Origin of the sequence: Sporolactobacillus sp. STSJ-5, assembly GCF_024385605.1 — a bacterium.
In the GTDB taxonomy this organism is placed as follows: domain Bacteria; phylum Bacillota; class Bacilli; order Bacillales; family Sporolactobacillaceae; genus Sporolactobacillus.
The window spans coordinates 1-24,577 of sequence record NZ_JANFOJ010000008.1; the positions used below are offsets into that span (position 1 = coordinate 1).

General features: G+C 43.4%; 27 protein-coding genes and 2 pseudogenes. 27 read left to right on the forward strand and 2 right to left on the reverse strand.

What is annotated here, in order from left to right; all coding sequences use genetic code 11:
• Window positions 1–388, forward strand: a 388-nt coding sequence (locus tag NOM01_RS09040) for a hypothetical protein (RefSeq protein WP_255748204.1), incomplete at its 5' end; no start/stop codon positions are given.
• A 114-nt stretch (window positions 389–502) separates the two neighbouring features.
• Here NOM01_RS09040 and NOM01_RS17235 read toward each other — a convergent pair.
• A pseudogene (locus NOM01_RS17235) lies at window positions 503–598 on the reverse strand (DinB/UmuC family translesion DNA polymerase); the annotation flags it as partial.
• A gap of 473 nt (window positions 599–1,071) precedes the next feature.
• Between NOM01_RS17235 and NOM01_RS09045 the strand changes: the two are divergent.
• The 25 genes and pseudogenes from NOM01_RS09045 (at window position 1,072) to NOM01_RS09165 (ending at window position 22,454) form a co-directional block, all read left to right on the forward strand.
• Window positions 1,072–2,910: a hypothetical protein gene (locus NOM01_RS09045; RefSeq protein ID WP_255748206.1), complete on the forward strand. Its 1,839-nt coding sequence runs from the start codon at window positions 1,072–1,074 to the stop codon at window positions 2,908–2,910.
• Window positions 2,911–3,777 (forward strand): ABC transporter ATP-binding protein, encoded by an 867-nt coding sequence (locus NOM01_RS09050; RefSeq protein ID WP_255748207.1) that lies wholly within the window; start codon window positions 2,911–2,913, stop codon window positions 3,775–3,777.
• Window positions 3,770–4,411: a hypothetical protein gene (locus tag NOM01_RS09055; protein ID WP_255748208.1), complete on the forward strand. Its 642-nt coding sequence runs from the start codon at window positions 3,770–3,772 to the stop codon at window positions 4,409–4,411. The genes NOM01_RS09050 and NOM01_RS09055 overlap by 8 nt, the downstream gene beginning before the upstream one ends.
• 148 nt (window positions 4,412–4,559) lie before the next feature.
• On the forward strand, window positions 4,560–5,723 hold the full coding sequence (locus NOM01_RS09060; RefSeq protein ID WP_255748210.1) for a pyridoxal phosphate-dependent aminotransferase: 1,164 nt from the start codon (window positions 4,560–4,562) through the stop codon (window positions 5,721–5,723).
• 157 nt (window positions 5,724–5,880) lie between these two features.
• Window positions 5,881–6,540 (forward strand): type 1 glutamine amidotransferase domain-containing protein, encoded by a 660-nt coding sequence (locus tag NOM01_RS09065; protein ID WP_255748211.1) that lies wholly within the window; start codon window positions 5,881–5,883, stop codon window positions 6,538–6,540.
• Window positions 6,541–6,602: 62 nt separating this feature from the next.
• A complete protein-coding gene (locus NOM01_RS09070) occupies window positions 6,603–7,358 on the forward strand; it encodes a (S)-benzoin forming benzil reductase (protein WP_255748212.1) in 756 nt (251 codons plus the stop codon).
• Window positions 7,359–7,378: 20 nt separating this feature from the next.
• Window positions 7,379–8,254 carry a LysR family transcriptional regulator gene (locus NOM01_RS09075; protein WP_370646021.1) on the forward strand — a complete coding sequence of 292 codons (876 nt, stop codon included), beginning with the start codon at window positions 7,379–7,381 and terminating at the stop codon, window positions 8,252–8,254.
• Between the two features lie 147 nt (window positions 8,255–8,401).
• Entirely contained in the window at window positions 8,402–8,854 is a 453-nt protein-coding gene (locus tag NOM01_RS09080; protein WP_255748214.1) for a MarR family winged helix-turn-helix transcriptional regulator, read from the forward strand.
• 67 nt (window positions 8,855–8,921) lie between these two features.
• Window positions 8,922–9,320, forward strand: coding sequence for a DoxX family protein (locus tag NOM01_RS09085; RefSeq protein WP_255748215.1), 399 nt, complete (start codon window positions 8,922–8,924; stop codon window positions 9,318–9,320).
• 63 nt (window positions 9,321–9,383) lie between these two features.
• Window positions 9,384–10,319 carry a ring-cleaving dioxygenase gene (locus NOM01_RS09090; RefSeq protein WP_255748216.1) on the forward strand — a complete coding sequence of 312 codons (936 nt, stop codon included), beginning with the start codon at window positions 9,384–9,386 and terminating at the stop codon, window positions 10,317–10,319.
• A 21-nt stretch (window positions 10,320–10,340) separates the two neighbouring features.
• Window positions 10,341–10,445, forward strand: a pseudogene (locus tag NOM01_RS09095) (flavin reductase family protein); the annotation flags it as partial.
• A gap of 25 nt (window positions 10,446–10,470) precedes the next feature.
• Window positions 10,471–11,082 carry an alpha/beta hydrolase gene (locus NOM01_RS09100; protein WP_255748217.1) on the forward strand — a complete coding sequence of 204 codons (612 nt, stop codon included), beginning with the start codon at window positions 10,471–10,473 and terminating at the stop codon, window positions 11,080–11,082.
• Between the two features lie 184 nt (window positions 11,083–11,266).
• Entirely contained in the window at window positions 11,267–12,628 is a 1,362-nt protein-coding gene (locus tag NOM01_RS09105; protein ID WP_255748218.1) for an aspartate kinase, read from the forward strand.
• Window positions 12,629–12,831: 203 nt separating this feature from the next.
• On the forward strand, window positions 12,832–13,152 hold the full coding sequence (locus tag NOM01_RS09110) for an ArsR/SmtB family transcription factor (protein ID WP_255748219.1): 321 nt from the start codon (window positions 12,832–12,834) through the stop codon (window positions 13,150–13,152).
• A gap of 64 nt (window positions 13,153–13,216) precedes the next feature.
• Window positions 13,217–13,648: an arsenate reductase (thioredoxin) gene (gene arsC, locus NOM01_RS09115; RefSeq protein ID WP_255748220.1), complete on the forward strand. Its 432-nt coding sequence runs from the start codon at window positions 13,217–13,219 to the stop codon at window positions 13,646–13,648.
• A gap of 18 nt (window positions 13,649–13,666) precedes the next feature.
• Complete coding sequence (arsD, locus tag NOM01_RS09120; protein WP_255748221.1) at window positions 13,667–14,026, forward strand: arsenite efflux transporter metallochaperone ArsD; 360 nt, start codon at window positions 13,667–13,669, stop codon at window positions 14,024–14,026.
• Between the two features lie 19 nt (window positions 14,027–14,045).
• Complete coding sequence (gene arsA / locus NOM01_RS09125; protein ID WP_304654841.1) at window positions 14,046–15,812, forward strand: arsenical pump-driving ATPase; 1,767 nt, start codon at window positions 14,046–14,048, stop codon at window positions 15,810–15,812.
• Between the two features lie 3 nt (window positions 15,813–15,815).
• Window positions 15,816–16,100, forward strand: coding sequence for a hypothetical protein (locus NOM01_RS09130; protein ID WP_255748223.1), 285 nt, complete (start codon window positions 15,816–15,818; stop codon window positions 16,098–16,100).
• Between the two features lie 92 nt (window positions 16,101–16,192).
• A complete protein-coding gene (locus tag NOM01_RS09135) occupies window positions 16,193–17,491 on the forward strand; it encodes an arsenic transporter (protein ID WP_370646023.1) in 1,299 nt (432 codons plus the stop codon).
• A 141-nt stretch (window positions 17,492–17,632) separates the two neighbouring features.
• On the forward strand, window positions 17,633–19,291 hold the full coding sequence (locus NOM01_RS09140; RefSeq protein WP_255748225.1) for an FAD-dependent oxidoreductase: 1,659 nt from the start codon (window positions 17,633–17,635) through the stop codon (window positions 19,289–19,291).
• Window positions 19,292–19,440: 149 nt separating this feature from the next.
• Entirely contained in the window at window positions 19,441–19,905 is a 465-nt protein-coding gene (locus tag NOM01_RS09145) for a MarR family winged helix-turn-helix transcriptional regulator (RefSeq protein WP_255748227.1), read from the forward strand.
• A 100-nt stretch (window positions 19,906–20,005) separates the two neighbouring features.
• Window positions 20,006–20,872 carry a permease gene (locus NOM01_RS09150; protein WP_255748229.1) on the forward strand — a complete coding sequence of 289 codons (867 nt, stop codon included), beginning with the start codon at window positions 20,006–20,008 and terminating at the stop codon, window positions 20,870–20,872.
• Window positions 20,873–20,906: 34 nt separating this feature from the next.
• Window positions 20,907–21,044 carry a hypothetical protein gene (locus tag NOM01_RS09155; protein WP_177184760.1) on the forward strand — a complete coding sequence of 46 codons (138 nt, stop codon included), beginning with the start codon at window positions 20,907–20,909 and terminating at the stop codon, window positions 21,042–21,044.
• Between the two features lie 34 nt (window positions 21,045–21,078).
• A complete protein-coding gene (locus NOM01_RS09160) occupies window positions 21,079–21,591 on the forward strand; it encodes a GNAT family N-acetyltransferase (protein ID WP_255748233.1) in 513 nt (170 codons plus the stop codon).
• 164 nt (window positions 21,592–21,755) lie between these two features.
• Complete coding sequence (locus NOM01_RS09165) at window positions 21,756–22,454, forward strand: DUF1287 domain-containing protein (RefSeq protein ID WP_255748235.1); 699 nt, start codon at window positions 21,756–21,758, stop codon at window positions 22,452–22,454.
• Between the two features lie 19 nt (window positions 22,455–22,473).
• Here the strand turns inward: NOM01_RS09165 and NOM01_RS09170 are convergent, their stop codons facing one another.
• The gene (locus NOM01_RS09170) at window positions 22,474–23,838 is read right to left on the reverse strand and encodes an MFS transporter (protein WP_255748237.1); all 1,365 of its coding nucleotides are present in this window, start codon (window positions 23,836–23,838) and stop codon (window positions 22,474–22,476) included.
• Between the two features lie 223 nt (window positions 23,839–24,061).
• On the opposite strand from NOM01_RS09170, the gene NOM01_RS09175 reads away from it, so the two are divergent.
• Window positions 24,062–24,577 (forward strand): DUF16 domain-containing protein, encoded by a 516-nt coding sequence (locus NOM01_RS09175; protein ID WP_255748239.1) that lies wholly within the window; start codon window positions 24,062–24,064, stop codon window positions 24,575–24,577.

Here is a 24,577-nt window from a genome sequence, read left to right on the forward strand (position 1 = left end):
AACGGCCATTTTTATCTCGCTTATGCTAATTGTTATTATTGGTATAGGTTATTATGCATTTGAACTTGGAGACTCAGAAGATTGGGAGAATAATGTAGTAGATAAAGAAATCAATCAACTACTTGCTTCCAAAAATAAAATGACCATAAATGCAGTTGCTGCAAACAGAAAAACTCGACGTTTTCTCTTAAACTTAAAAAAAGGAGAGAACGCTAAACATACATCTGGATTCCAAGGATTAACACCAGATAATCTACACTATTACGGAACAGAAATAAACAAACAAGATGTTGAACTATATATTCAACCTGGAAAAAAAGAAAACATTATCGATTACATTTTTCCAAAATTCAAGATAAAAAAAGTTAGACTTCTCACTCAACAGTAAACAGCGTCAAATCTTTACTGAGTTTGAGATTAAGGCACTAAAAAAATTACTCAGGGCATACATGCGGGCAAAAATCTGATCCATAGCACGATTAAGTTTATCCTGGATGAGTTGTCAAAAGAGATCCAATTGATACTCCTGGTCTGGCTGCAATCTCGACAATGTGGTACCGATGCTGCGAACAGGCTGGCCCCAAAGTTCATCTAATAGCGATGTTGCGGTGTGCTATATATATCCACGTTTGAACTAGCTGCAAATACGTTACAGGAGTAAAATAATAAAAATGAAAGAGTTATTCACCAAAAATCTACTACGGAAATCTTACTTCTGCCTGTTAATTGAAAAGACATTAATATCCCCCCTCGTATTGTAAACAATCTTATGTTTTTAAATTTTTGAATTAATAGTGTGCTTTTTACACGAACACTATTCAAAATATTTTTCTGCAAATTTCGATAAAGGGAAGCGATTTGATGAAAAGTAGAATAATCAATACGCTAAATATTCTATGGTTACAGTTACTACGTCAACCTTTATTCTTGGTTCTTTTGCTAGGTGGAATGATTTATGAGGGGCTGGGTTTACATCAGATTGTTAACCCAGGAGAATTTATGCCTAGGTCTAGTTTCTTGGTTCAAGGGGGAATACTTGCCTTCCTTTTTATTGGAATCTGGAGTGTGCGAATGGATACCGTTCATCGTGTTGATGATCTCTATCTCAGCATACATCATGCATTTGTTCCCAGGCTATTTGCAAAATGGATCTTTGGGGCGCTCATTTCAATCTTTGTTGGTGTCATTTTATACATAGAATATGCCATTGTTTATTTGGCTGAAGGCTTTTCGTTGAATCATCTATTCTTCAGTGCTTTTCTCTATGTCATGCTTTACTTTTCTTTTACCTTTTATATTAGTTATTTACTCGGCTTTATGCTTGCTTTCCTTACAAAAGATCGCGTGGTCTATCTGTATTCAATAATTATTTGGGGATTGATCGGACCGGCAAATTTTATTTTTCTTGGACGAACACTTCAACGGGCTGCGGAAATTTTAAATCTTGGAGAACCGAATCCAACGATTGGTTATGATGGCCTTTATGGGTTTGCTAATGACAGTGTTTATTGGCAAAAACACCTCTTATGGTTTGTTATTCTTCTTGGAATTTTTTTGCTTACTCTTTCATTGAAGTATCGTGTGTTTACGCGAAGAAAAACAAATGTGCTTGTGATTAGTTTGAGTGTTATTGTATTGATCCTCACAATTTCTTTGAACTTGGATCGACAGGTTTATTCAGCAGGGAATGCACGCACAAAGCCAAGAGAAATGGTGGAACAATACTATTATTTTAAGAAACAAGTAGTTCCGAAACAGTACACTATAAGAGCGACCTCATACACGATCGATCTGCGCGTAAAAAGATTGGTAACTGCACAAGTCAACATGACACTTAAAAATCAAGAGCAGCACTCTTTACGTCATGTGGATCTATCTCTCTATCATGGATTTAAGGTCAAAACAATCCGGGTCAATGGAAAATCAGCTTCTTTTTCACAGAAGAAGGATCTTCTTCATCTTACGTTGAAAAATAAATGGATACCAGGCCGCAATCTTAAGGTTGATCTCAACTATCAAGGGCTAAGTTCACCGCTCTTTTATGCGAATGGACAATCCGTTTATCTGCCCTATTATTTTAATTGGCTTCCATCCACACAATTAAGTCCTTCGTTTACGCTCGATAACGGGAATTTAACGCGAATGAATCATCAAAACAGGCAAAAGATCTCTTATGTGCTGCACTACAGGGGCAGAACACCGCTTTATACGAATATTCCAGAACGAACCCATAATGAGTGGTCAGGAAACACGCACGGTCTCACACTTGTGTCCGGTGAAGTGCAGAGCGAAAACAAGAATGGAGAACGCTACGTTCATACAACAAACTTAAAAAATCCTCAAATGAATGACATGCAGAAACAAACCGAAACATTTATTAAAACGGCAAAAAAGGATTTAGATCTAGGACATCGAGCAGTTCCAAAAACGATTTTTAGAATACCGATCCTTTCCATCTCGGACTTATCTTCCGAAGAGTTTGCTTGGTATACCGATGACACCTTGATTGTTAGCGATGCTTCCGAGTATTTGCTTAAAGAAGGATTGGATTCTTATGTGAACTGGCTGGTGCCTGCAGTCACTTGGAAATATGATGGTATCCACGTGAGTGACCTAGATTATGTACGAGCATTCGACATGACCTATGCCTATCTGTATAATCAGTCCGCACATAGTCGCAATGATTCAGAAGTATTGGATTGGTATCAAGGCGTAAAGAGTACAGGGGAAAAGCAGGAAGTTCTTGAATGGTTGTCTCATTGGATGAAGGGACAAGTCGCGAAAAACATAGATACCAGCGTGGCTAAGAAAAAAGACTTTTGTCGCTCTTGGTATCGGTTAATGAAATCCGGTGACACATCGTGGGACTCTTTAAATCAGTTGCTCAAGAAAGAAATGGGGAGATCTTAAATGGCTACATTAAAAATCAACAGTATCGCTAAAACCTTCGGTAAAAAATGCGCACTTAATGATGTAACACTAAGTATTACTGGAACATTTGGACTTTTAGGACCTAACGGGGCTGGGAAGACAACGTTGATGCGCTTGATCGCTACATTGGATACTCCGGACAGCGGAGAAATAAAGTTAAATGACTTATCTTGGAAGCAGCCTCACCAGGTTCGAAATTTATTGGGCTATTTGCCGCAACATTTCTCCATTTATAAGTCGCTAAACGTTTATGAAGTCATGAATCACTTTGCTGTCTTAAAAGGAATCAGTGAGAAAGACGAACGCAAGAGGGAAATCAATTATATTCTGGAAGCCGTTAATCTGCAGGATCAAAAAAACATAAAGATTCACGCGCTTTCCGGGGGCATGCTTCGTCGTCTGGGTATTGCACAGGCCATTCTCGGTGATCCAAAATTAGTGATCGTTGATGAGCCCACAGCTGGCCTGGATGTACAGGAGCGTGTCCGGTTTTGTAAGCTTCTGCGACGGCTAGCAGAAAATCGAATTATTATCCTATCCACGCATATTGTCGAAGATCTGGAAGCCACTTGTGATCATATTGCCATTATTAATGAGGGGAAAGTGATTACATCAGGGACAAGGCGTGAACTGACAAAACATGCTGACGGACATATTTGGGAAATGGACAGCCCGATAGATGCGGATCCGCCTATTCCTGAGCAGGCAATCATTTCAACAGTGCAGCAGGGGGATCATTACCGTATTCGTTTTTACCATGATACGGAACTGCCGGGTGCCGGACAGGTGGAACCTAATTTGGAAGATGCCTATCTTTATTACATGAAGGAGGCTGATCATGTTTAAACGAATGGATTGGCCGTTTGAAATAAAGGCGATGGGTTACAATTTCTATGTTCCTTTTTGTCCGTTTCTTGTGTTTCTCGCTACGTACTTTTTTGGTGATCAGACGCTTCCGGACACGTTGCTGCACCAAATGGAATTTATTGTTGCTCCTTTTTCTGCATGGTGGATCTCATTTTTATTTTATGGGTATTTTGAGGAAGGAGGGAGTACGTTCTTGTTCAGTTATCCGCTAAGGACCATAGAGCATGGATTTTTCAGGGTACTGCTCTTTTTCCTAGCTTATGTTGTACTGATTTTCGTTTGCAGCTTATTATTGGCAGTGAGGCTTTACCACGTACCATTCATTGCCTTGTTCTTTCAATTTGTATCTGAGGCTTTGGTCTACACGTCACTAAGTTTTATGATCATTATTTTGTTTAAGCTGATTTGGGTCCCCTTGCTTTTTATAGGCTCCTACGTTTCAACAGAATATTTGACAGGAGGGCAAATCATTCCCTATTATCATGTGATGCTGTTTCAACCTGCTGCATCCATTCAAGCCAGTGTTTCTCCGCAAACATTAATAAATCTAGGTATCTCACTCATTTTTTTCTTAACTGGTCATTACTATTTGAAATATAAATTACATGCTTAATTTTCATGGAAGCAGCTGGCATTTAAATTTCCTTTTTTGGAATCTAGAAAACATCTTTACCAAAAAGCATTCTTCTGTGTTATTTTAACTTTATGGAAAAAATTTCGGAAGCTATTCTTTCAACATCATAGAACAGGAGGTTGCAGCTTTGAAGTATTCAAATAAAGTGGCGGCGATTCAGTCTTCGCCCATTCGAGAGATGATGGTGCGAGCAGCACAGATCGACGACGTGATCTCTTTTGCCGTTGGTGAGCCGGATTTCATTTCGGCACCAAATATTATTGAGGCGGCTAAGCGATCCCTTGATGAAGGGGAGACAAAATACGCACCCGGTGCGGGCATGACCAGACTCAGAGAGGTCTATGTGAACTATTTAGAGAAGACGATCGGCGTTTCCTATAATATAGAAAATTGTCTTGTCACTACAGGCGGTATGGGCGCCCTTTTCCTCGGTCTGACCACGCTCTTGAACCCTGGCGATGAGGTTATCTTCAGCTCACCATATTGGACCAATTATGGCCAACAAGTCGTCCTTTGCGGAGGCACTCCTGTTTGTGTTGATGTGACAGAAGAAAATGAGTTTAACATGTCGGCCGATCAACTGCGCAAGGTTATCACACCAAAATCCAAGGTCATTCTTTTAAACGCTCCAAGCAATCCGACCGGCAGTGTGATGGATAAGAAATCGCTCGGTGAGATCGCAGAAATTGCTAAGAAGCATGACCTTTTTGTCATCAGTGATGAGGTGTACCGTCACATCCTGTTCGATCATCAAGAATACACGAGTATTGCTTCTTTCCCTGGCATGGAGGAACGGACCTTAATCGTGGACAGCTGCTCGAAAACGCATGCCATGACCGGATTTCGTGTTGGTTTTGCCACGGGTCCGATTGATCTTATCTGTGAAATGACCAAAATTACCGAAGATGTCTGGAGTTGCGTCAATTCTTCCGCTCAGTATGCCGCAATCGAGGCACTGACCAATGGTGCAAAGTATCGGGAAATGATGGTGAAGGAATACGAAAAACGTCGTAATTATATCTATAAACGCATAAATGCGATCAATAGAATTTCCTGCATCAAGCCGATGGGAGCTTTCTACATTTTTGCGAACATAAAAGAGACAGGTCTTTCAGCCAAAGAATTCTGCGACCGTTTGCTGGATGAGCAGCATGTTGCCGTGGTGCCTGGAGACAACTTCGGCAGTAACGCTTCCGGATACGTCCGCATCTCCTATGCCACATCCATGGAGAAAATCAAGGAAGGCATGGATCGGATTGAGAAATTTATTAAGAGTTCACAAGTTATTTGAAAGAAAAATAGTAGGTCATCACTCGAAGCATTAGGGTGATTTTTTTGCCTATGTATAAATATATTTATCGATAGACTATAAAAACATAATTTGTTTTATCAGTTTGACGCGATTAGACTAACAGGGTACTAGATAATCCATTTAGGAGGTCATGATTGTGTCCAAAAGTATTTTGATGGTTGTCACGAATCATACGGAACTTACAGAAGGCAAAACCACGGGTATTTGGTTATCCGAGTTTGCTGAAGCATATAGTGAATTCATAAAGAAAGGGTATAAGGTTACGGTTGCAAGCCCTCTTGGCGGAAAAAGCACCGTTGATCCCGGAAGTATCGATGAGAGCACACCGCAAGAGATCCTGGATACGGAAAAGTACCTGCAAGATACTGTGAAACTCGATGATGTGTCTTATGAGCGTTTCGATGCCATTTTCTTACCGGGCGGACATGGAGCAATGTTCGATCTTCCTGGGAACAAAAAGTTGCAGGAATTGCTGCGCGATTTCTATGAAGCAGACAAGATTGTAGCTGCTGTTTGCCACGGACCGGCAGGATTGACCGGAGCAACGCTGTCCAACGGCGAGCCGCTTGTCGCCGGCAAGCGTGTGAATGCATTTACGGACAAAGAAGAGGCACAGACGGGACTAGAACCGGTACTGCCTTTCTTGTTGGAAAGTAAGATTCGTGATCTAGGCGCTATTTTCGTTGCCGCGCCAAACTGGTCGACGCATTACGAAGTGGACGGTAACCTGATCACCGGCCAAAATCCTCAGTCTACTTTAGCTGTAGCTAACGCAGTGATCGAAAAACTAGGTTAATCAACGAAAAGCTGGTATCTTATAGGGTATCAGCTTTTCTTTTAGGAAATGAGGCGGACACTATGGAAATGGCACTTGTTACAGGCGTATCAAAAGGGCTTGGGTTTGAGGTCAGCAAAGCCTTAGCGGAGCAGGGTAAAGAGGTTATCGGGTTGTCCCGGAGCATCAATGAACAGGTGCGAAATCTTATCGCAAAGAGCGACGGGAGATTTTCACATGAATGTATCGATCTTAGTCATGTGGAAGAGATTGAGCCCTTTATTAAGAAAATATGCCGGCAAATCGCTGCGCGAAAGCCTCAAAAAGTGTATGTGGTGAATAATGCGAGCACGGTGGAGCCCATTGAGCGCGTCGGCTTTCTAGACAATAGCGCGATTCAGCGAGCAGTCCATTTAAATCTGTTGGCCCCGATGCTTATAAATAATACATTGTTGAACGAATTAAAGAATGAAGCGATTGAGGTGGTAATTGTCAACGTAACCTCCGGCGCGGCCGAGCGACCGATTCATGGATGGAGTGTCTATGGGGCAACGAAAGCAGCGGTTAATATGCACACAAAAGTAGCCGGTCTTGAGCAGGAACAAACAGAAGCTTCTCATAAAATGATCGCATTCAGCCCCGGCATTATGGACACAGACATGCAGGGCCGAATAAGAGATTCTGAAAAAGAAGCATTCACGGACATTGATCAATTTAAACGGTTTAAGACAAGTGGCGCCTTGCGCAATCCCGTCGAGGTAGCACATGCACTAGTTCATTTGATATTAGATGAGCAATTAGTGAACGGAACCGTTTATTACGTTGATGAACTTATCTGAAAAGGAGATTTTGTCATTTGGTGGATTTTGAATGGTATCGAAGCTTTGTTTCGATTTATAAGTATCATTCGGTGTCTGAAGCTGCCAACAAACGAATCATGACACAACCGGCGATGAGTCAGCACTTAGCTGCTTTAGAGGCTGAGGTTGGAGAGCCTTTGTTCATAAGAATGCCAAGGAAAATGGTGCCGACTGAGCGAGGCAAGGCATTATATTCACAGCTCGCGCCTCTTGTCGAGTCATTGGAGAAAGCCACATTGAGCTTCAAAGCAACCTCGTTGCCTACACGTTCTATGGTGAGAATTGGATCGGCGATTGACTATTTTCAGGAAAACATTCTCCAACAGCTTCAAGCCTATCAAACAGACACCGTCTCCTATTTTGGAACGGCTGATCAATTATTGGATTTATTAAAAGAAGACAAAGTGGATCTCATCATTACGTCGCAAAAAGCGCAAGTGCCGGGCATTGAATTCAGCAAACTATGTGAAGAGAAATTTGTCCTTACTGCACCAATACGAATAGGAATACCCGTTAATAATGATTTAAAGGCGACGGAAAAATGGCTGCTGTCACAAGATTGGATCAGCTATGGTCTGGACTTGCCGATCATCAGAAGGTTTTGGCGGGTACACTTTAAGAAGCGCCCGGTGATGAAACCGAAGCATATCATTCCTAATCTGCACTTAATGTTAAAGGCTATTGAAAATGGCGATGGGATCAGTTTAATCCCAACCTATATACTCAATCATTCTATGGATGAAACAAAAGCCAAGGTAATCTTTGAATCGCTAAGCGTTAAAAATGTTATCTATATCGCCTGCAAAAGCAAAAATAAGCATCTGCCTGTATTGAATCGTATCGTGAAGATTATTCAGGAGCAATCCGCGAACTGATCCGATCATTTTACGGATATTACTTGTGGGTACAATAAAGACCGTTTCATCGCGGTCTTTATTTTTTTAGGATCTGCTCATCTTGACATAGGCAGTCGATCATTATACAATTATCTCGAATTCGAGATAATTGAGAGGAGCGTGCTTATGAGCAGTTCGCCAAATACCGGGGATCAGGATCTATCACTCAAATTATTTGTTGTTCTTTCAAGGGCGATGCAAACCATTGCGAAACGTGATGAGGATAATATTAAAAAGTATGGACTCAATCCTACAGAATTTGCAGTGCTTGAACTGCTTGATCATAAAGGGGCACAGCCGATACAAAAAATTGGTGAGCGCATTTTACTTGCAAGCAGCAGTATTACCTACGTCGTAGATAAACTAGAAAAGAAGAACTTCATTAAGCGCAAGCCATGTCCGGAAGATCGCCGTGTCACGTTTGCGGAGATTACGCCACAAGGAAAAGAATTTATGGATGATCTTTTTCCCAAGCATAAGAAAGCCATTCATGAACTATTCAGCGGCGTCACTGATGAGGAAAAACATCAGTTGATTGATCACTTAAAGAAATTAGGCAGGTATGCGGAAAAGCACTGACATTTTTCTGCCTAATATCTCGAATTAAGAATATATGAATTAGTAGTATAAAAAAGGGAGATTATTTATGTTTAGTGTCGGTTTGTTCGTGATTCGTTTGGTTATTGGTATTTTGTTTATCGGTCATGGTGCTCAAAAATTATTTGGCTGGTTCGGCGGTCATGGATTAAAAGGAACAGCGGGCTGGATGGATTCGATCGGAATGAAACCAGGTGTCGTTATGGCTATTCTTGCAGGCGGATCAGAGCTCGTCGGCGGACTTTTCTTTGCTCTGGGATTTCTGACTCCCTTAGCAGGGATCATGATTGCAGGTACGATGGTTGTTGCCATTGTTAAGGTGCACGGTTCCAATGGCTTGTGGGCAACACAAAATGGTTTTGAGTATAATTTGGTCTTGCTTGCTGTCACGATTGGTATAGCAATCGCTGGTCCTGGATACTATGCGGTCGATGCATTCTTATTCTAAAATTTCGGAGAAACGTTGTTCGATTGAGAATAAAAAGGTAAAAAAGAAAGGGTGAAATGATTCATGAAAAAAACAGCAGGTATTCATCACATCACGGCCATCGTTGGCAATCCTCAGCAAAATGTTGATTTTTACGCGAGCATTCTTGGGTTGCGCTTAGTGAAAAAAACCGTTAATTTCGATGATCCGGGAACCTACCACCTCTATTTTGGTGATGAAGACGGCAGCCCGGGCACGGCGATTACCTTTTTCCCATGGGATGAAGGGCATCGCGGAAAAGTCGGTGATGGTCAGGTCGGGCTTACATCATTTGTTATTCCTAAGGGGGCAATGGCATTCTGGGAAAGTCGTCTGGCTCAGTTCAAGGTTGTTTTTTCCAAAGCGGTGCGCTTTGGCGAGCAGAGTCTGCAGTTTCATGATCCGGATGGAATCGCGCTGGAATTGGTTGAACGGGAAGAAGGGAAGACCAGTACCTGGCAATTCGCCGGCGTCACAGCCGATACAGCAATCAAGGGATTCGGCGGGGCCGTGTTGCGCTCCATTCAGCCGCAGCAAACCACTAGGCTGCTTGAAAAAGTGATGGGTTTTGCGCGTATCGGTGAAGAAGACGGCTATATTCGTTTTCAAAGTGAGGCAGATCTTGGCAATGTGATTGATGTGGTTAAGACGCCTTCTGAGCGCGGACGCATGGGCGTTGGAACGGTTCATCATATTGCCTTCCGGGTCGAGGATGATTCGGATCAGCTTGAATGGAAGCAATATCTTGAAGCAAATGGGCTCGGCGTGACCCCTGTCCAGGACCGTAATTATTTCTATTCAATCTATTTTCGGGAATTTGGCGGTATTCTTTTTGAAATGGCTACCGATGTTCCGGGCTTTGCCATCGATGAGCCTAAAGAAAAATTAGGTGAAAACCTGATGCTGCCGCCGCAATATGAAGAATTGCGGCCGCAACTGGAGAAAATTTTACTGCCGATCACCGTTCGAACACGCGACTGACGGCCAAGAAAGCGGGCACTGTTGCTTTCCATCAATCCGTCATCAGTGACGGAAAAAGAACATGATAAGTTGCTAATTGGAGAAATCGTTCCGAGACCGATTGCTTTTGTGACGACTCTGTCCAAAATAAACGCAAAGAAGGAGATTCAGTATGCGCCATCTCTTTATTAAAGGAACCGATCTGTCGAAGCCGACATTGCTGCTTCTCCATGGAACCGGCGGCAATGAAAAGGATCTGTTGCCGTTGGCGAGGCTGATCGATCCTGATGCATCAATTCTCGCCGTGCGGGGAACTGTTTTGGAAAATGGCATGCCTCGCTTTTTCCGCCGCTTAGCTGAAGGAGTTTTTGACGAGGAAGATTTGATCGTTCGTACGTATGAGCTTCATCGGTTTATTGACCAGGCAGCAGAAACCTATTCCTTCGATCGGGAAAATGTGATTGCGATCGGCTATTCAAACGGAGCCAATATCGCTGCAAGCCTGCTTTTTCATCTTCCCAAAGCGCTTCGAGGTGCAGTGCTTCATCATCCGATGGTACCGAGGCGTGGCATAAGATTACCGGATCTTACTAGGACACAAGTATTCATTGCTGCCGGATCGAACGACCCCATCTGCTTAGTGGACGAAACATTAGAACTGCAAACCTTGCTTGAATCCGCACATGCAGAGACCGTTTTGTACTGGGAGAATCAAGGTCACCGGCTCACGCAAAAAGAAGCGGAAGCTGCGGCAAGCTGGTACCATAAGTACATTGATAATTAACGCCTTCGAATGCCCTTAACGAAAGGATGCGAGCAACCAGGTCAAAGCCTGGTTTTTTCTTTTGATTCGTGACCGCCGTTATTGATTATTCGGAAAAAATGTAAAAAAAGTTTGATTCTTATTCAGAAATAAGTGATACTAGGGGTACATTTTCAGTCATTTATAAAGAGTAGGGGTTGCCGGAATGAAAGTCGTTAAGTTTGGCGGAAGCTCACTCGCTTCCGGAGCACAAGTCGAGAAAGTCTATCATATTATTGCAGCTGATCCTGAGCGAAAAATCGTAGTTGTTTCAGCTCCGGGAAAGCGTTATTCGGATGATATTAAGGTTACCGATTTACTAATCAGCTGTGCAGAAAAATATCTTAATGGGCAAGATGCACATCAGCTGGTTGAAACGATACTGAGCAGATATGAAAGCATCGCTCAAGAACTGCATCTTTCAAATAAAGTTATTGGGAAAATATCAGATGATCTTCTAACCTTGCTGAGCGGTGACAAATCGAATCCCGCATCGTTCATCGAAGCGGTGAAGGCGAGCGGTGAAGACAATAATGCCAAGCTGGTTGCAGCTGCTCTGAAACATAAAGGGCTGGATGCACATTATGTTTCCCCTAAAGAAGCCGGACTTTTAGTGAGCAACGATCCGGGGAATGCTCGAGTACTGCCTCAATCGTATGAGCGGCTATATGAGTTAAGAAACAGATCGGGCATTATCGTTTTCCCGGGATTTTTCGGCTACAACACAGACGGCGATGTCGTGACTTTCTCCCGCAGCGGATCGGATATTACCGGATCAATTCTGGCAAATGGTGTTAAAGCCGAACTCTATGAGAATTTTACCGATGTCGATGCGGTATACGCAGTCAATCCACATGTTGTTAAAAATCCGAAAGAAATTCGCGAACTGACCTACCGTGAAATGCGCGAGCTTTCCTATGGGGGATTTTCTGTTTTTCACGACGAAGCACTTATTCCGGCGTTTCGTGCGGGTATTCCTGTCAATGTGAAAAATACGAATAACCCGGAAGCGCCAGGAACAAGAATCGTAAGTGCCAGGAAGAATATAGACGGTCCCGTTGTAGGGATTGCAAGCGATGACAAATTTTGTAGCATCTATGTAGGTAAATATTTAATGAATAGAGAAATAGGATTTGGCCGTAAGATTCTGCTGATTTTAGAGGAATTCGGCCTATCCTTTGAGCATATTCCGTCAGGCATTGACGATATGACGGTCATTGTCCGGCAAAATCAAATGGAAGAAAAGATCGAAAAAAGAATCATGCAAAGGATTATGACCGATCTTGACGCGGATGAGGTCAGGGTTGAGCATGATCTGGCCCTCATCATGCTGGTTGGTGAAGGAATGCGGAAAAAAGTTGGAACGATGGCAAGAGCATCACGGGCGCTCGCTGATGCAAAGATTAATATTGAAATGATCAACCAAGGTTCATCCGAGACGAGCATGATGTTCGGGGTAAAGGAAGCCGTTGAGAAAAAAGCCGTACAAGCGCTTTATGAAGAATTTTTTGCGTCTGTAAGAGTATAAGACGTTAATGGAACAGGGCTATTGGATTCATGCAGTTAAGCATAAAAACAGTAATGGGAGAGGCTTCTTATGGGGACTTTCCCTTTATCTTTTTATGGGATCATCTTTTCGTTGGCGCTATAACCGAAAATGAGCATTTACGTTGCACAATAAATAAGTGTATCATAATATAAGTGTATGAAAATATAAATGGAGGCGAATATATGATAACCGAACTGGAACGTGTATCTGAACTTTCTTCTATGCTAAAGCTTCTTGGTGATAAAACACGGCTAACCCTCCTTTCTTATTTAAAGTACAAAGAGTTGTGTGTATGTGAATTAGTGGACGTATTGAACGTTTCTCAACCGGCGATTAGTCAACATCTCAAAAAGCTGAGGCTCGCAGGGATTATTCGGGAACGGAAACAAGGGACATGGGTCTATTACAGCTTGAATGAAAACATACCGAATTACGTGTCCGTAATTATGGATGCCCTGCCGGATCAACATGTCGAAAGCTGCGGAAGTCCGGAATGTTGTTAATTGAATCGACTGTCTGCAGCTGATACAGACCAAGCAAAAGCCAAAAACGGAAGGAACAGTGACGATGACCAAAAAAATCATTTACTTTCTCTGCACGGGTAATTCCTGCCGCAGCCAAATGGCTGAAGGGTTCGGGGAAAAATATTTGGGAGAAGATTATGACGTGCGTTCAGCCGGCATTGAAGCCCACGGATTAAATCCAAATGCGGTTAAAGCGATGAAAGAAGTCGGTATCGATATTTCGAACCAAACATCTAAGCTGATTGACCAGGATATTTTAAACCGCGCCTACCTTGTCGTGACGCTTTGTGGTGACGCTGAAGAACGATGCCCAATGACGCCTCCGCATGTGAGACGCGAACATTGGGGATTTGATGATCCGGCGAAGGCAGAGGGAACCGATGAAGAAAAATGGGCGGTATTCCAGCATGTCCGTGATGGTATTGGTAAACGAATCAAACAATTTGCAGAGGAAGAGAAGGCATTGAACATTTGAAAAAGGAGATGAATCCAATTGAAAACGATTCAGATTTTTGAACCTGCTATGTGCTGTTCAACCGGTGTCTGTGGACCAAGTGTTGATCAGGATCTCATTCGCATTACTGGAGCTGTAGGTAATCTAAGAAAGAATGGATTTAATATTTCGCGCTTTAACTTAACAAGTGATCCGGCAGCTTTTGTTCAAAATCAGGCGATTCATGATTTGCTGGAGGACGAGGGAATGAGTGTTTTGCCCGTAACAGTAGCTGATGGAAAAGTTGTTAAAAAGGGAACTTATCCGACTAATCAGGAACTGGCTGAGTTGTCTGAAGTATCCATTGACGAAATCAGTAAAAAACAGCAGTTTCAGATCAAGCTTAACGTGAGCAAGTAGGGGAAAGAAGGAGATTCTTTTGACGCGTCTATTTAATCCTCAATCTATGGAGTTGACGCCCTTCCTGTTTTTTACGGGAAAAGGGGGCGTTGGCAAAACCTCGATTGCCTGTGCGACGGCGACCGCTTTAGCAGACATGGGAAAAGGGGTGCTGCTTGTCAGTACGGATCCTGCTTCCAATTTGCAGGATGTTTTTGGTACAGATCTGACGATGGATAACAAAGAAATACCTGATGTGCCTCATCTATTTGTGTCCAATCTGAATCCGGAAGAAGCAGCCGGGCGATATAGAGAAAAAGTAGTTGGTCCATACCGTGGTATACTGCCGGATGCAGCTGTTCAGCAAATGGAAGAGCAACTGTCCGGAAGCTGCACCGTTGAAATTGCAGCCTTTGATGCATTTTCTTCGATGCTGACGGATCAGTCCGTCACTCAATCATTTGATCACATCATTTTTGACACGGCACCTACCGGCCACACACTGCGACTCTTGCAGCTGCCGACCGCTTGGAGCGGCTTTCTCAATGAGAACACCCATGGCGCTTCTTGTCTTGGCCCGCTCGCTGGCTTAAATGATAAAAAACAGCAGTATGCAGAGACTGTTCGCGCACTTTCAGATGGGAAGAAAACAACGCTGATGCTAGTTACAAGACCAGAGAGATCGGCCATAAAAGAAGCTGCTCGGGCATCAAGTGAACTAAAGAAAATAGGCATGAACAATCAATGCTTGGTAATGAATGGTCGGATGAGGCAAACCGACTCCGATGATAATTTAGCCGCTGCTTTTATGAAACGTGAACATGAGGCATTGGCGAATCTGCCGGAAAATTTGAAGGACGTGCCGACATTTGATCTTTTCCTCGCGCCATTCAACATGACCGGTATCCGAAACATCCGACAATTGCTGTCTGATCAAGTGTCGGACAGGGAAAGAAAGAACGAGCATCCGGCGGAAGAAGAGGTTACGGCTAAGTATCCAGAACTTCACGATTTAATTGATGATCTGCTAAACAAAAAGCAGCGTGTGATTTTTACAATGGGCAAAGGCGGCGTTGGGAAGACAACGATTGCCAGACGCATTGCACAAGAGCTTGCAGCACGTGGGAATAAGGTTCATTTAACAACGACAGACCCGGCAGGCCGCTTCGATTCAACCGAATCAGGGGAAGACGGACGGATTACCGTCAGCCGTATTGATCCGAAAAAAGAAGTAGAAAACTATCGGCGACTGGTTATTGAGCGTTCTCGCGATCAGCTGGACAACGAGGGATTGGCTTATCTGGAAGAAGACCTTCGCTCACCATGTACCGAAGAAATTGCCGTTTTTCGTGCGTTTGCCGATGTCGTTGAAAAAGCTAAGGATGAGATTGTGGTCATCGACACGGCGCCATCCGGGCACACTCTGCTGCTTTTGGATGCAACGGAGGAATACCATCGCGAGATTGCGCATTCAGCTGGAGAAGTACCCGTTTCTGTTCAGAAACTTTTGCCCCGATTGCGAAATCCGGAAGAAACGGCCGTTGTTATTGTCACACTCGCGGAAACAACGCCTGTTCTTGAGGCAGAGCGCCTGGCTGCCGATTTGAAAAGAGCCGGTATCCTTCCGTCATGGTGGATCGTAAATCAAAGCTTGATTATGACCCGTACCACGAATTCGTTACTGAAAAAACGTGCGGAAAACGAACGCGACTGGATTGAACGCGTTGATCAAGACGCGAACCATCGATTTGCTGTTATCCCCTGGCAAGAAAGTCAGCAGCCAGGTCTTAAAAAAGGAGTTCGATAAATCATGAAAATAACCGACGAAGCAAAGGACTTACTCGAAAAAAGTATGAAAGAGCATGATTGTGATTGCCTGCGGATTACAGCTGAGCCCGGATGCTGCGGTGCCTCGCTTAATTTTACGCTCGATCAGTTGAAATCAGGCGAACTGCCGATCGTAATTAATGGCATTCCTGTTGTCATGGATCAGCAAGCCCAGGAACAGACGGATGCCCTGACGATCAATGCCGACGATGGCGAGCTTGTCATTGACGGGGGAAGCTGCGGCTGTGGTTCTTCCGGTTGCTGTTGAAGCAGAGCATTTTATGTATCGGAGTTAGAGAAGATAGTATTCTAACTCCATTTTTATTTTGACTTTATCTTTATAGGGGAAAAGGAGAAACGATGATGTTTGCACTCTTAGCTATTGTTGTCTTTTTGCTGACGCTGACGCTTGTGATCTGGCAGCCAAAAAATTTATCGATCGGCTGGTCGGCATGCGGAGGCGCACTCGTTGCACTGCTTGTTGGTGTCGTTCATTTAAATGATGTCTGGACAGTTACCGGTATTATCTGGAATGCCACTCTCGCATTTGTGGCGATTATCATTATCTCATTAATTTTGGACCATATTGGTTTCTTTGAATGGGCGGCTCTGCACATGGCTCGGTTGGCTAATGGGCATGGCATACGCATGTTCATCTTTATTTCGATTTTGGGTGCCTTCATCTCTGCACTTTTTGCGAACGATGGTGGTGCTTTGATTCTAACACCAATTGTATTAGCGATGGTTCGAGCACTGAAATTTGATGAGCGGCGTGTGTTTCCTTTTGTGATTGCCAGCGGCTTTATTGCCGATACGACGTCGTTACCTTTAGTTGTGAGTAACCTGGTAAATATTGTTTCCGCAGACTTTTTTGGCCTATCATTTGGTCAATATGCATTGCATATGATCATACCGACAATTTTCTCACTGATTACCAGTATTGTTGTGCTTTATCTTTATTTTCGAAAAGACTGGCCGCAAAACTATCAGATGGCTGATTTGAAAAAGCCGTCATCTGCACTCAAGGATATCCGAATGTTCCACATTTCATGGTTTGTCTTAGCCGTCCTGGTCATCGGTTATTTTGCCAGCAGCCTGGTTAAGATTCCAGTGTCTTTTATTGCGCTCGCTGTAGCCTTTGTTTTCCTTTTTCTCGGAAGTCGGAGTACGGCCATTCATACCAAAGCGATTTTAAAAAGTGCGCCATGGAGTATTGTGTTCTTTTCTTTAGGTATGTATGTCGTGGTTTATGGCTTAAGAAATGCAGGTATTATTCACCTCCTTTCTCAAGTCATTGAATTCGGAGCGCATGGAGGCCTGTTTGCCGGCACGCTCATCATGGGCTTTCTTTCTGCAGTTCTGTCTGCGCTCATGAACAATATGCCAACCGTCATGATCAATGCGTTATCTATTGACGCGGCATCAATCAACGGAGTCATGCATCAAGCACTAGTTTATGCAAATGTTGTCGGTGCAGATCTCGGACCGAAAATGACGCCGATCGGCTCACTTGCAACCTTGCTGTGGCTCCATGTGCTTTCCGAGAAAGGCGTGAAGATCAGATGGGGAGAGTATTTCAAAATCGGCATTGTGATTACCATTCCCGTTCTGTTTGTGACCTTGATTGGCGTTTATGTATCTATCATTCTCTTGGGGTAAAAGATTGTGATTCATTTTAGCTTTTCGTTTCTTTTGTAAAGATTATATAAAGGTATTGGCGGATGGCTTGTTTTATATAATTATCCACTTATATAATGAAATAAGCATACAATGATAAGCTTAATGAGCTGGAGGGAAACAATGAGAGTTGTCGTTATAGGATCGGTAGCAGCAGGAACGAGTGTTGCAGCGAAAGCAAGAAGAAATACAGAAAATGCTGAGATTGTGGTTTATGACCAAGATAAAGATATTTCCTATTCCGTATGTGGTATTCCCTACTTTGTTGGTGAAGAAGTGGAATCAATCGATAAGTTAACACCGAGAAACGCGGCATGGTTTAAGAAACGTTATAACGTTGATATTTTTACAGAGCATCGCGTCACCCATATTGATCCTTATAAGAAAGAATTGCAGATGACAAATTTACAAACAGGCCAGGCAATCACCGACACTTATGACGTACTTGTTCTGGCAACGGGGGCCGCGCCGGTTACTCCGGAAGCCTTTATCGATCAAAAATGGGACAACGTGTTTCAAGTAAGGTCTATTCAAAATGCCCGATCTATTCGTTCTTATATTGAAGCGCGTCAACCGAAAAGAGCGGTGATATTGGGGGCAGGTTTTATTGGCTTAGAGATGGCGGAACAACTTTTTAATGAAGGCATAGAGGTTACTCTGATCCAGCGCGGGAAACAAGTCATGAAGCATATGGACCCGGATATGGCTTTTCGAGTTGAGCAACTTTTGCGAGATAAAGGTATTCATGTGCTCCTCGAAACAACCGTCGCAGAAGTGGTTGGCACACCGTTGGTGACCGCTGTGAAGACGAACACCGGTGAGATTATTGATACGGATATGGTTATCCTTGCAACTGGGGTCAGGCCAAATACAAAACTGGCCAAAGAAGCGGGCATAACTATAGGCGGCACAGGAGCCGTGCAAGTTGATAAGAAAATGCGGACGAACGTGAGCACTATCTATGCGGTTGGTGATGTCGCGGAAAGTTACTCATTAATCACTGGAAAGCCAATTTATCGCCCGCTAGGATCGACCGCAAATAAAATGGGCCGAATTGCAGGCGATGTGATAACCGGAGGCCGTCTGGAACATCGTGGCATTTTAGGTACGGGTATTGTCCGTGTGTTTGACATGGCTGTCGCTCAAACAGGGCTGACAGAAGAAGAAGCTAGGAAAGCAGGTTACGATCTAGCGGTTTTATTTAATATCAAGCCAGATAAAGCGGATTATCTGGGCGGAATCGAACTGACGATTAAAGCGATTGCGGATAAAGCAACGGGACGTGTACTGGGTGCCCAAATTACAGGGATAAATGGTGTTGATAAACGTATTGATGTGCTCGCAACGGCGATTTCTTTTAAGGCGAAAGCGGAAGATCTGTTTCATTTAGACCTTGCTTATGCGCCGCCGTTTGCGACAACGAAGGATCCTGTTTTGTATACTGGAATGGCTTTAGACAACGCATTGAGAAGGAATCCATTAATCACCCCTGAAGAATTGATAAAAAAACAGCAAGTGAATGAGCGTTTACAAATTATTGATGCGCGCTCACCTAAGCAATATGCGGCTTCTTCTGTAGAAGGTGCGATCAATATTCCACTGGCTGATCTCCGGGAAAAAGCACAAACTTTGGATCCGTCAATTCCCACGATTACTTATTGTAATAAAGGGGTAACAGGGAACGCTGCTCAAAATATTTTGCTGAATTTAGGATTTAAGCAGGTTTTTAATCTATCTGGTGGGAATAAAAATTATCAGATGTACCGTCAATTGAAGAAATGATGCCGATAAAGAAAAGAGGAAACAATCATGCTGACGAACATGATTGTTTTTTTTGCGGGAAATAGTATATAAAAATAATAAAGTTCATGAATTAATAGTTGCATATTGCAAATACATGATTTATAATTTGAATCAATGGAGGAATAGCTATGGAAAACCTTAGAGAACCCTTTCAAATTATGGTCAGACGTTTCGGTTTGCTGGCCAAGTACTGCTGCTCCACCGACGGATACAATATATCGCTTGTGCAAAGCCATATTCTGTACGAGATCGAGCGTAAACCCGGTCAGTCCATGCAAATGGTTGCTGAAACACTCGGTATTGATATTACGACATTCAGCAGACAGATCCAGACACTCGTCAAGATGGATCTTGTGAAAAAGTCGCCAAGCCCGGATGACGGAAGAGTATTCATTCTTACCTTGACAGACGAAGGCCATCAAACGGCTGAAAGCATTGACATGCAAATGAATGCGTTTCTTGGAGATGTTTTTTCGAGGATGAGCAGTTTTGAAAAGGATACGGTCATGCACTCCATTGATTTGCTAAACCGATCAATGGCTGAGTCCGAACATTGCTGCTCCCCATTTTTGTGCAAAAAAAATCAAGACTAATTCTGTTTGGAAGTTGGATGATGACGAAGCACATGGTTTTTTTTATTTTCTTCATTCACATCATATATTTGCATTATGCAAATAAAAGGAGGGCTTCAAAATGCTCTGGACAATTTTTCAAAGTTTCCTATCAATTGCTTTGGAACTTACCGTACTGTTTATTGGCATCTCTTTACTTATTAGTTTGATTCAGGGATTGATCCCTTATGAAAAATTGAATGGTTATTTAAGCGGAAGAAGCACTGCTTTGGGTGTGCTGGCTGCTCTGATTCTCGCTTTTGTTACCCCTTTTTGTTCCTGTTCTACGATTCCGGTTATCGTCAATTTGTTAAAAGAAAAAGTTCGATTCGGAATTGTTATGGTTTTTCTCTTTTCTTCTCCGGTTCTCGACCCTACGATTATTACGCTGATGGGCGCAATGCTGGGCGTTAAAGTTGCTGTGACGTATACGTTGATCACGGCGATTTTGTCAACGGTCATCGGCCTGCTGCTCGAAAAATTAGGTTTTGAAAAGTCGGTGAAGCAAATAATCATGACAGAATATGAGGAGAGCGCACAGAAATTTAGTTTAAGAAGGGCACTTCAGGAAACAATCGGGCTTATGAAAACAGTTTACCCGTACTTAATTATCGGAGCGGCGATCGGTGCAGTGATCCATGGAGCCGTACCCACTGAATGGATTTCTTCTACTTTTGGAGGAGACCAGTGGTGGATTGTTCCGATAGCAGCAATCATTGGTATTCCGTTATATATTCGGTTATCAATGATGATCCCGATGTCGCAAATGTTAATTGTTAAAGGCATGGCGGTCGCTCCGGTGATGGCTTTGATGATCAGTTCAGCCGGTGCAAGTTTGCCGGAACTTGCGCTGCTCAACTCAATTTTCCAAAAAAAATTGGTGACAGCTTTTGTCATCTCGGTCTTTGCCATGGCAACAATTTCGGGCTTCCTGTTCTACCTAATATAGCAATCAAAGCCATTTATTAAAGGAGGTGAGATCAATGAGTTTCAAAATAAAGTTATTCGAAAAGAAGAAAGATCACTCCTGCTGCAACATTAAGATTGAAGAAGTTAAGGCTGAGGAGCAAACAAAGTCTTGCTGCCATTCTGAAAAAGCGGATGCTGAAAAATCTAAGTAAACATCGTTTATTCTCTAGGAAGAAGTGAGTCTCATTGACGTTTAATAGAGCAAACTTTCAGATTGATTATATGAAAGAATCCGATTGGGATCAGGTGAAACAGATTTATTTAGACGGAATTAGAACAGGAATTGCAACCTTCCAAACCGAGGCACCTGAATGGGAAGGTTGGGACAAGGCTCATGTTCCGTCATGCCGAATCGTTGCGCGTTCGGAAGATCTTATTCTAGGATGGGCCGCGTTAAGTCCCACTTCCAGTCGCTGTTGTTATAAAGGAATTGGTGAAGTGAGTGTTTACGTTAGCGAAAGGTGTAAAGGCAAAGGAATTGGGAGCGCACTTCTGCAGCGTTTGATTAGTGAATCAGAAAAAAATGGTTTCTGGACATTACAGTCTTCAATTACTAAGGAAAACAGAGCAAGCCGAGCGTTACATGAAAAGTGTGGATTTAGGGAAATAGGGTTTAGAGAAAAAGTTGCTCAAATGCCTGATGGAGCTTGGCATGATGTTGTTCTCGTTGAACGGAGAAGTTCTGTCATTGGCAAGTGAAAGATTTCTTACTGTTACCGTACGTGTCTGTTGCCAAAAAGAGCTTGGATCCCTATCGCAAGCTCTTTTTGTATCCTAAGAAACATTTCACTTAATAAACGATCTCCATTTTTTGTTGTATAATACGATACAAATGAACGATGTCGTAGATATGGGAGGGCACATTGAAAAAGATACATATTTTCGCTATTTCTGCTTCGGCACTTCTCGTGGTTTTTGCACTCGTGGGCTTATTTCTCTATCAATTTCACGGCTTTCATGATCAAAAGGTCTTTTCAGGCAATATCGATCAAGATCATATCAGCAATGAATTTGATGCCGACACGGATGGAGACGGTGTTGCTAATTTGAAAGACAGTGATGCCAATGAAAATGGGAAATCGAATAAACAGGATGTTGTCTCCGAGGCAAAACGTCTCGTAGGTGTCCTCTATGATCCGCTTAAAGGCGGACATGGAAATATAGGTGGGAAGATGGGGTTTATTGTATGTATTGATGTTCCGCGGATCGCCTATGCAGATGCGGGAATTTCTTTGGATCAGCTGCTTAAAGCGGATTACGCGCGGCATCCGGGCCATTACGAGACTCAAGGTGGAACCAATACGCCTGCGACGCCTTACTTTTATCGCCGCGTGCGCAATGTCTATGATTATGCACGTGGCAATGGACAACTTGTCCGTCATGCATCAACACCAAAAGTGGGCGATATTGTTTTTTACAGCAGGTATCATGCGACACTTGTGATTGGTACACACAAGGACGGCACGTATGATGAAGTATCGGCGAGTCCCAAAAAGATTTACACCAGAGAGACTCTGCATAAAAAATGGAAGATTCGTGATGTTGCCCGATTGCTGAACTGAGCACACGGGCTCGCTTGGTTTAATCAGCGCGATTTGCTTGGAAAAAAGTCACACTAATGAAGAGTGCAGGAACGCTGACGGCGGCGAGCACCCAGGTCAGGATCAGGAAATCCGTTGATGTGATGGTTGTTGCAAAGATGACGCCGAGTACGGCTGAAGCGCTGATGGAACCGATAAAACGACAGGTTTGGAAAAGTCCGGCGCTTGTACCGACCATTTCTTCAGGAGACTCGCGCAGCATCATCGTTTGCAGGGCGACATTTCCGATGCCGTAACCGCAGCCGATCAGCAGCAGAAAAAGTCCGATGAGAAGGAGTGATCGTTCAAAAGCGACGATCATGAGAAGCAACGAACCGATCGCGGTCAGAAATGCACCAAGCTTAAGCGGTACGGTGGGTCCGGAATGATCGATTCGGTGGCCGGTAATTAATGATGCAATCACACTGGCGAGTGACATGGACAGCATCATGACTCCGCTTAAGCGGATACCCAAGTGCATACCGCTTTGAAAAAAAGTAGGCATCCCATAAAAAAGGCAGTAGTTGGCGACGTTAAGCAGGATAAACAGCAGATAGACAAGGGTTAAGCGATGATTTATTTTCAACAGATGCAGGTTAACAAATGGAGCGCGTGTTTTGCATTCTCTCCAAACAAACAAACCGCCGGAAAGTAAACCTGCTGCAGCAGCCCAAATGTTCACGCGCTCCTTGATCGTGAGTAAAAACCAAAGCAAGCTGACAATACTGATGGAAAAAAGGATAATTCCCGGAATATCCAAGTGTTTCAGCAAGCTTTTCAAACGATGCGACCGATTATTGATGTCCTTGGGAAAGATTATCAGACCAAGCGCGAGGCTGACAACGATAAAGGGAAAATTCACGTAAAAGATACTTGGCCAGCCGCCCCAGACAATTAATAATCCGCCGACTGACGGCCCGCACGCGGTCATGACTGAAGCACAGATCGCCAGAGCGGCGAGGGTCGAACCTTGACGTTCTTTATTGACGGATTGATGTACCAGTGCGACACTGGACGGATAAATGGTGCTGTTGCCAATGGCTTGAAGCAGACGCATCAAGAGCAGCACGAGAAAGGTAGATGCCAGCGGGGCAAATAAGCAGGCAACCGCGGAAAGCAGCAGTCCACCGATAAACAGCTTTCGGCGTCCGATGAGATCACCTACTTTTCCTGCAACCGGCTGACCGACAGCGCTGACCAGATAAAAGGCGGAGACGAGCCAAGAAACCGTTGCAAATGTGAGATGAAAATCTTGCTGAATGCTGTGCAGTGCGAGCGCAATCATTGATGAATTCAACGGATTGAGAATCGCTCCGGATAAAACGGCCGCCATAAAGGCCATATGACTTTTTTTCAACGTATGCATTTTCCCGCCTCCGACTCCAAGTATATCTGCTCCGGCTTATTCACAAGTGACAGGTTTATCCGGCGTGCAACGAATCATTGATTCTAATCTATAGATATGCAGCCTCAACGTTTTCGACTGCAGTTTCATCGAGTCTATAAGTTCATGGAATACTCCGAAAATACTTTTGGTCAGACCAAAAGCATTGTATAATAAAAGCAACCAAATAAAAGGAGGCGATTAAATGCCGAATAAGGAAAGCGAATTTCACCAATTGTTTGAGGTGCTCACGGATACAAGAAAAATTATGCTGGATTTTAAGGAGGATGTAGACCAGCGCTTAGACTCAATGGATCAGCGTTTTGATTCGATAGACCAGCGCTTAGACTCAATGGATCAGCGTTTTGATTCGATAGACAAGCGTTTAGACTCAATGGATCAACGTTTTGATTCGATGGACAAGCGCTTAGATTCAATGGATCAGCGTTTTGATTCGATGGACCAGCGCTTAGATTCAATGGATCAGCGTTTTGATTCGATGGACCAGCGTTTAGACTCAATGGATCAGCGTTTTGATTCGATAGACAAACGTTTGGATGATTTGAGTGCCCAGCAATCGGTCATGAATCACCGCATTGGCAATTTGGAAACGGCTCAAATTGAAACCAACGTCCGGCTCTCAAAGATTGAAGCGGCTCAAGATAAGACAACGAAAGCGTTTATGACGATGGCGGAATTATTTAATGAACATTCCCATTAA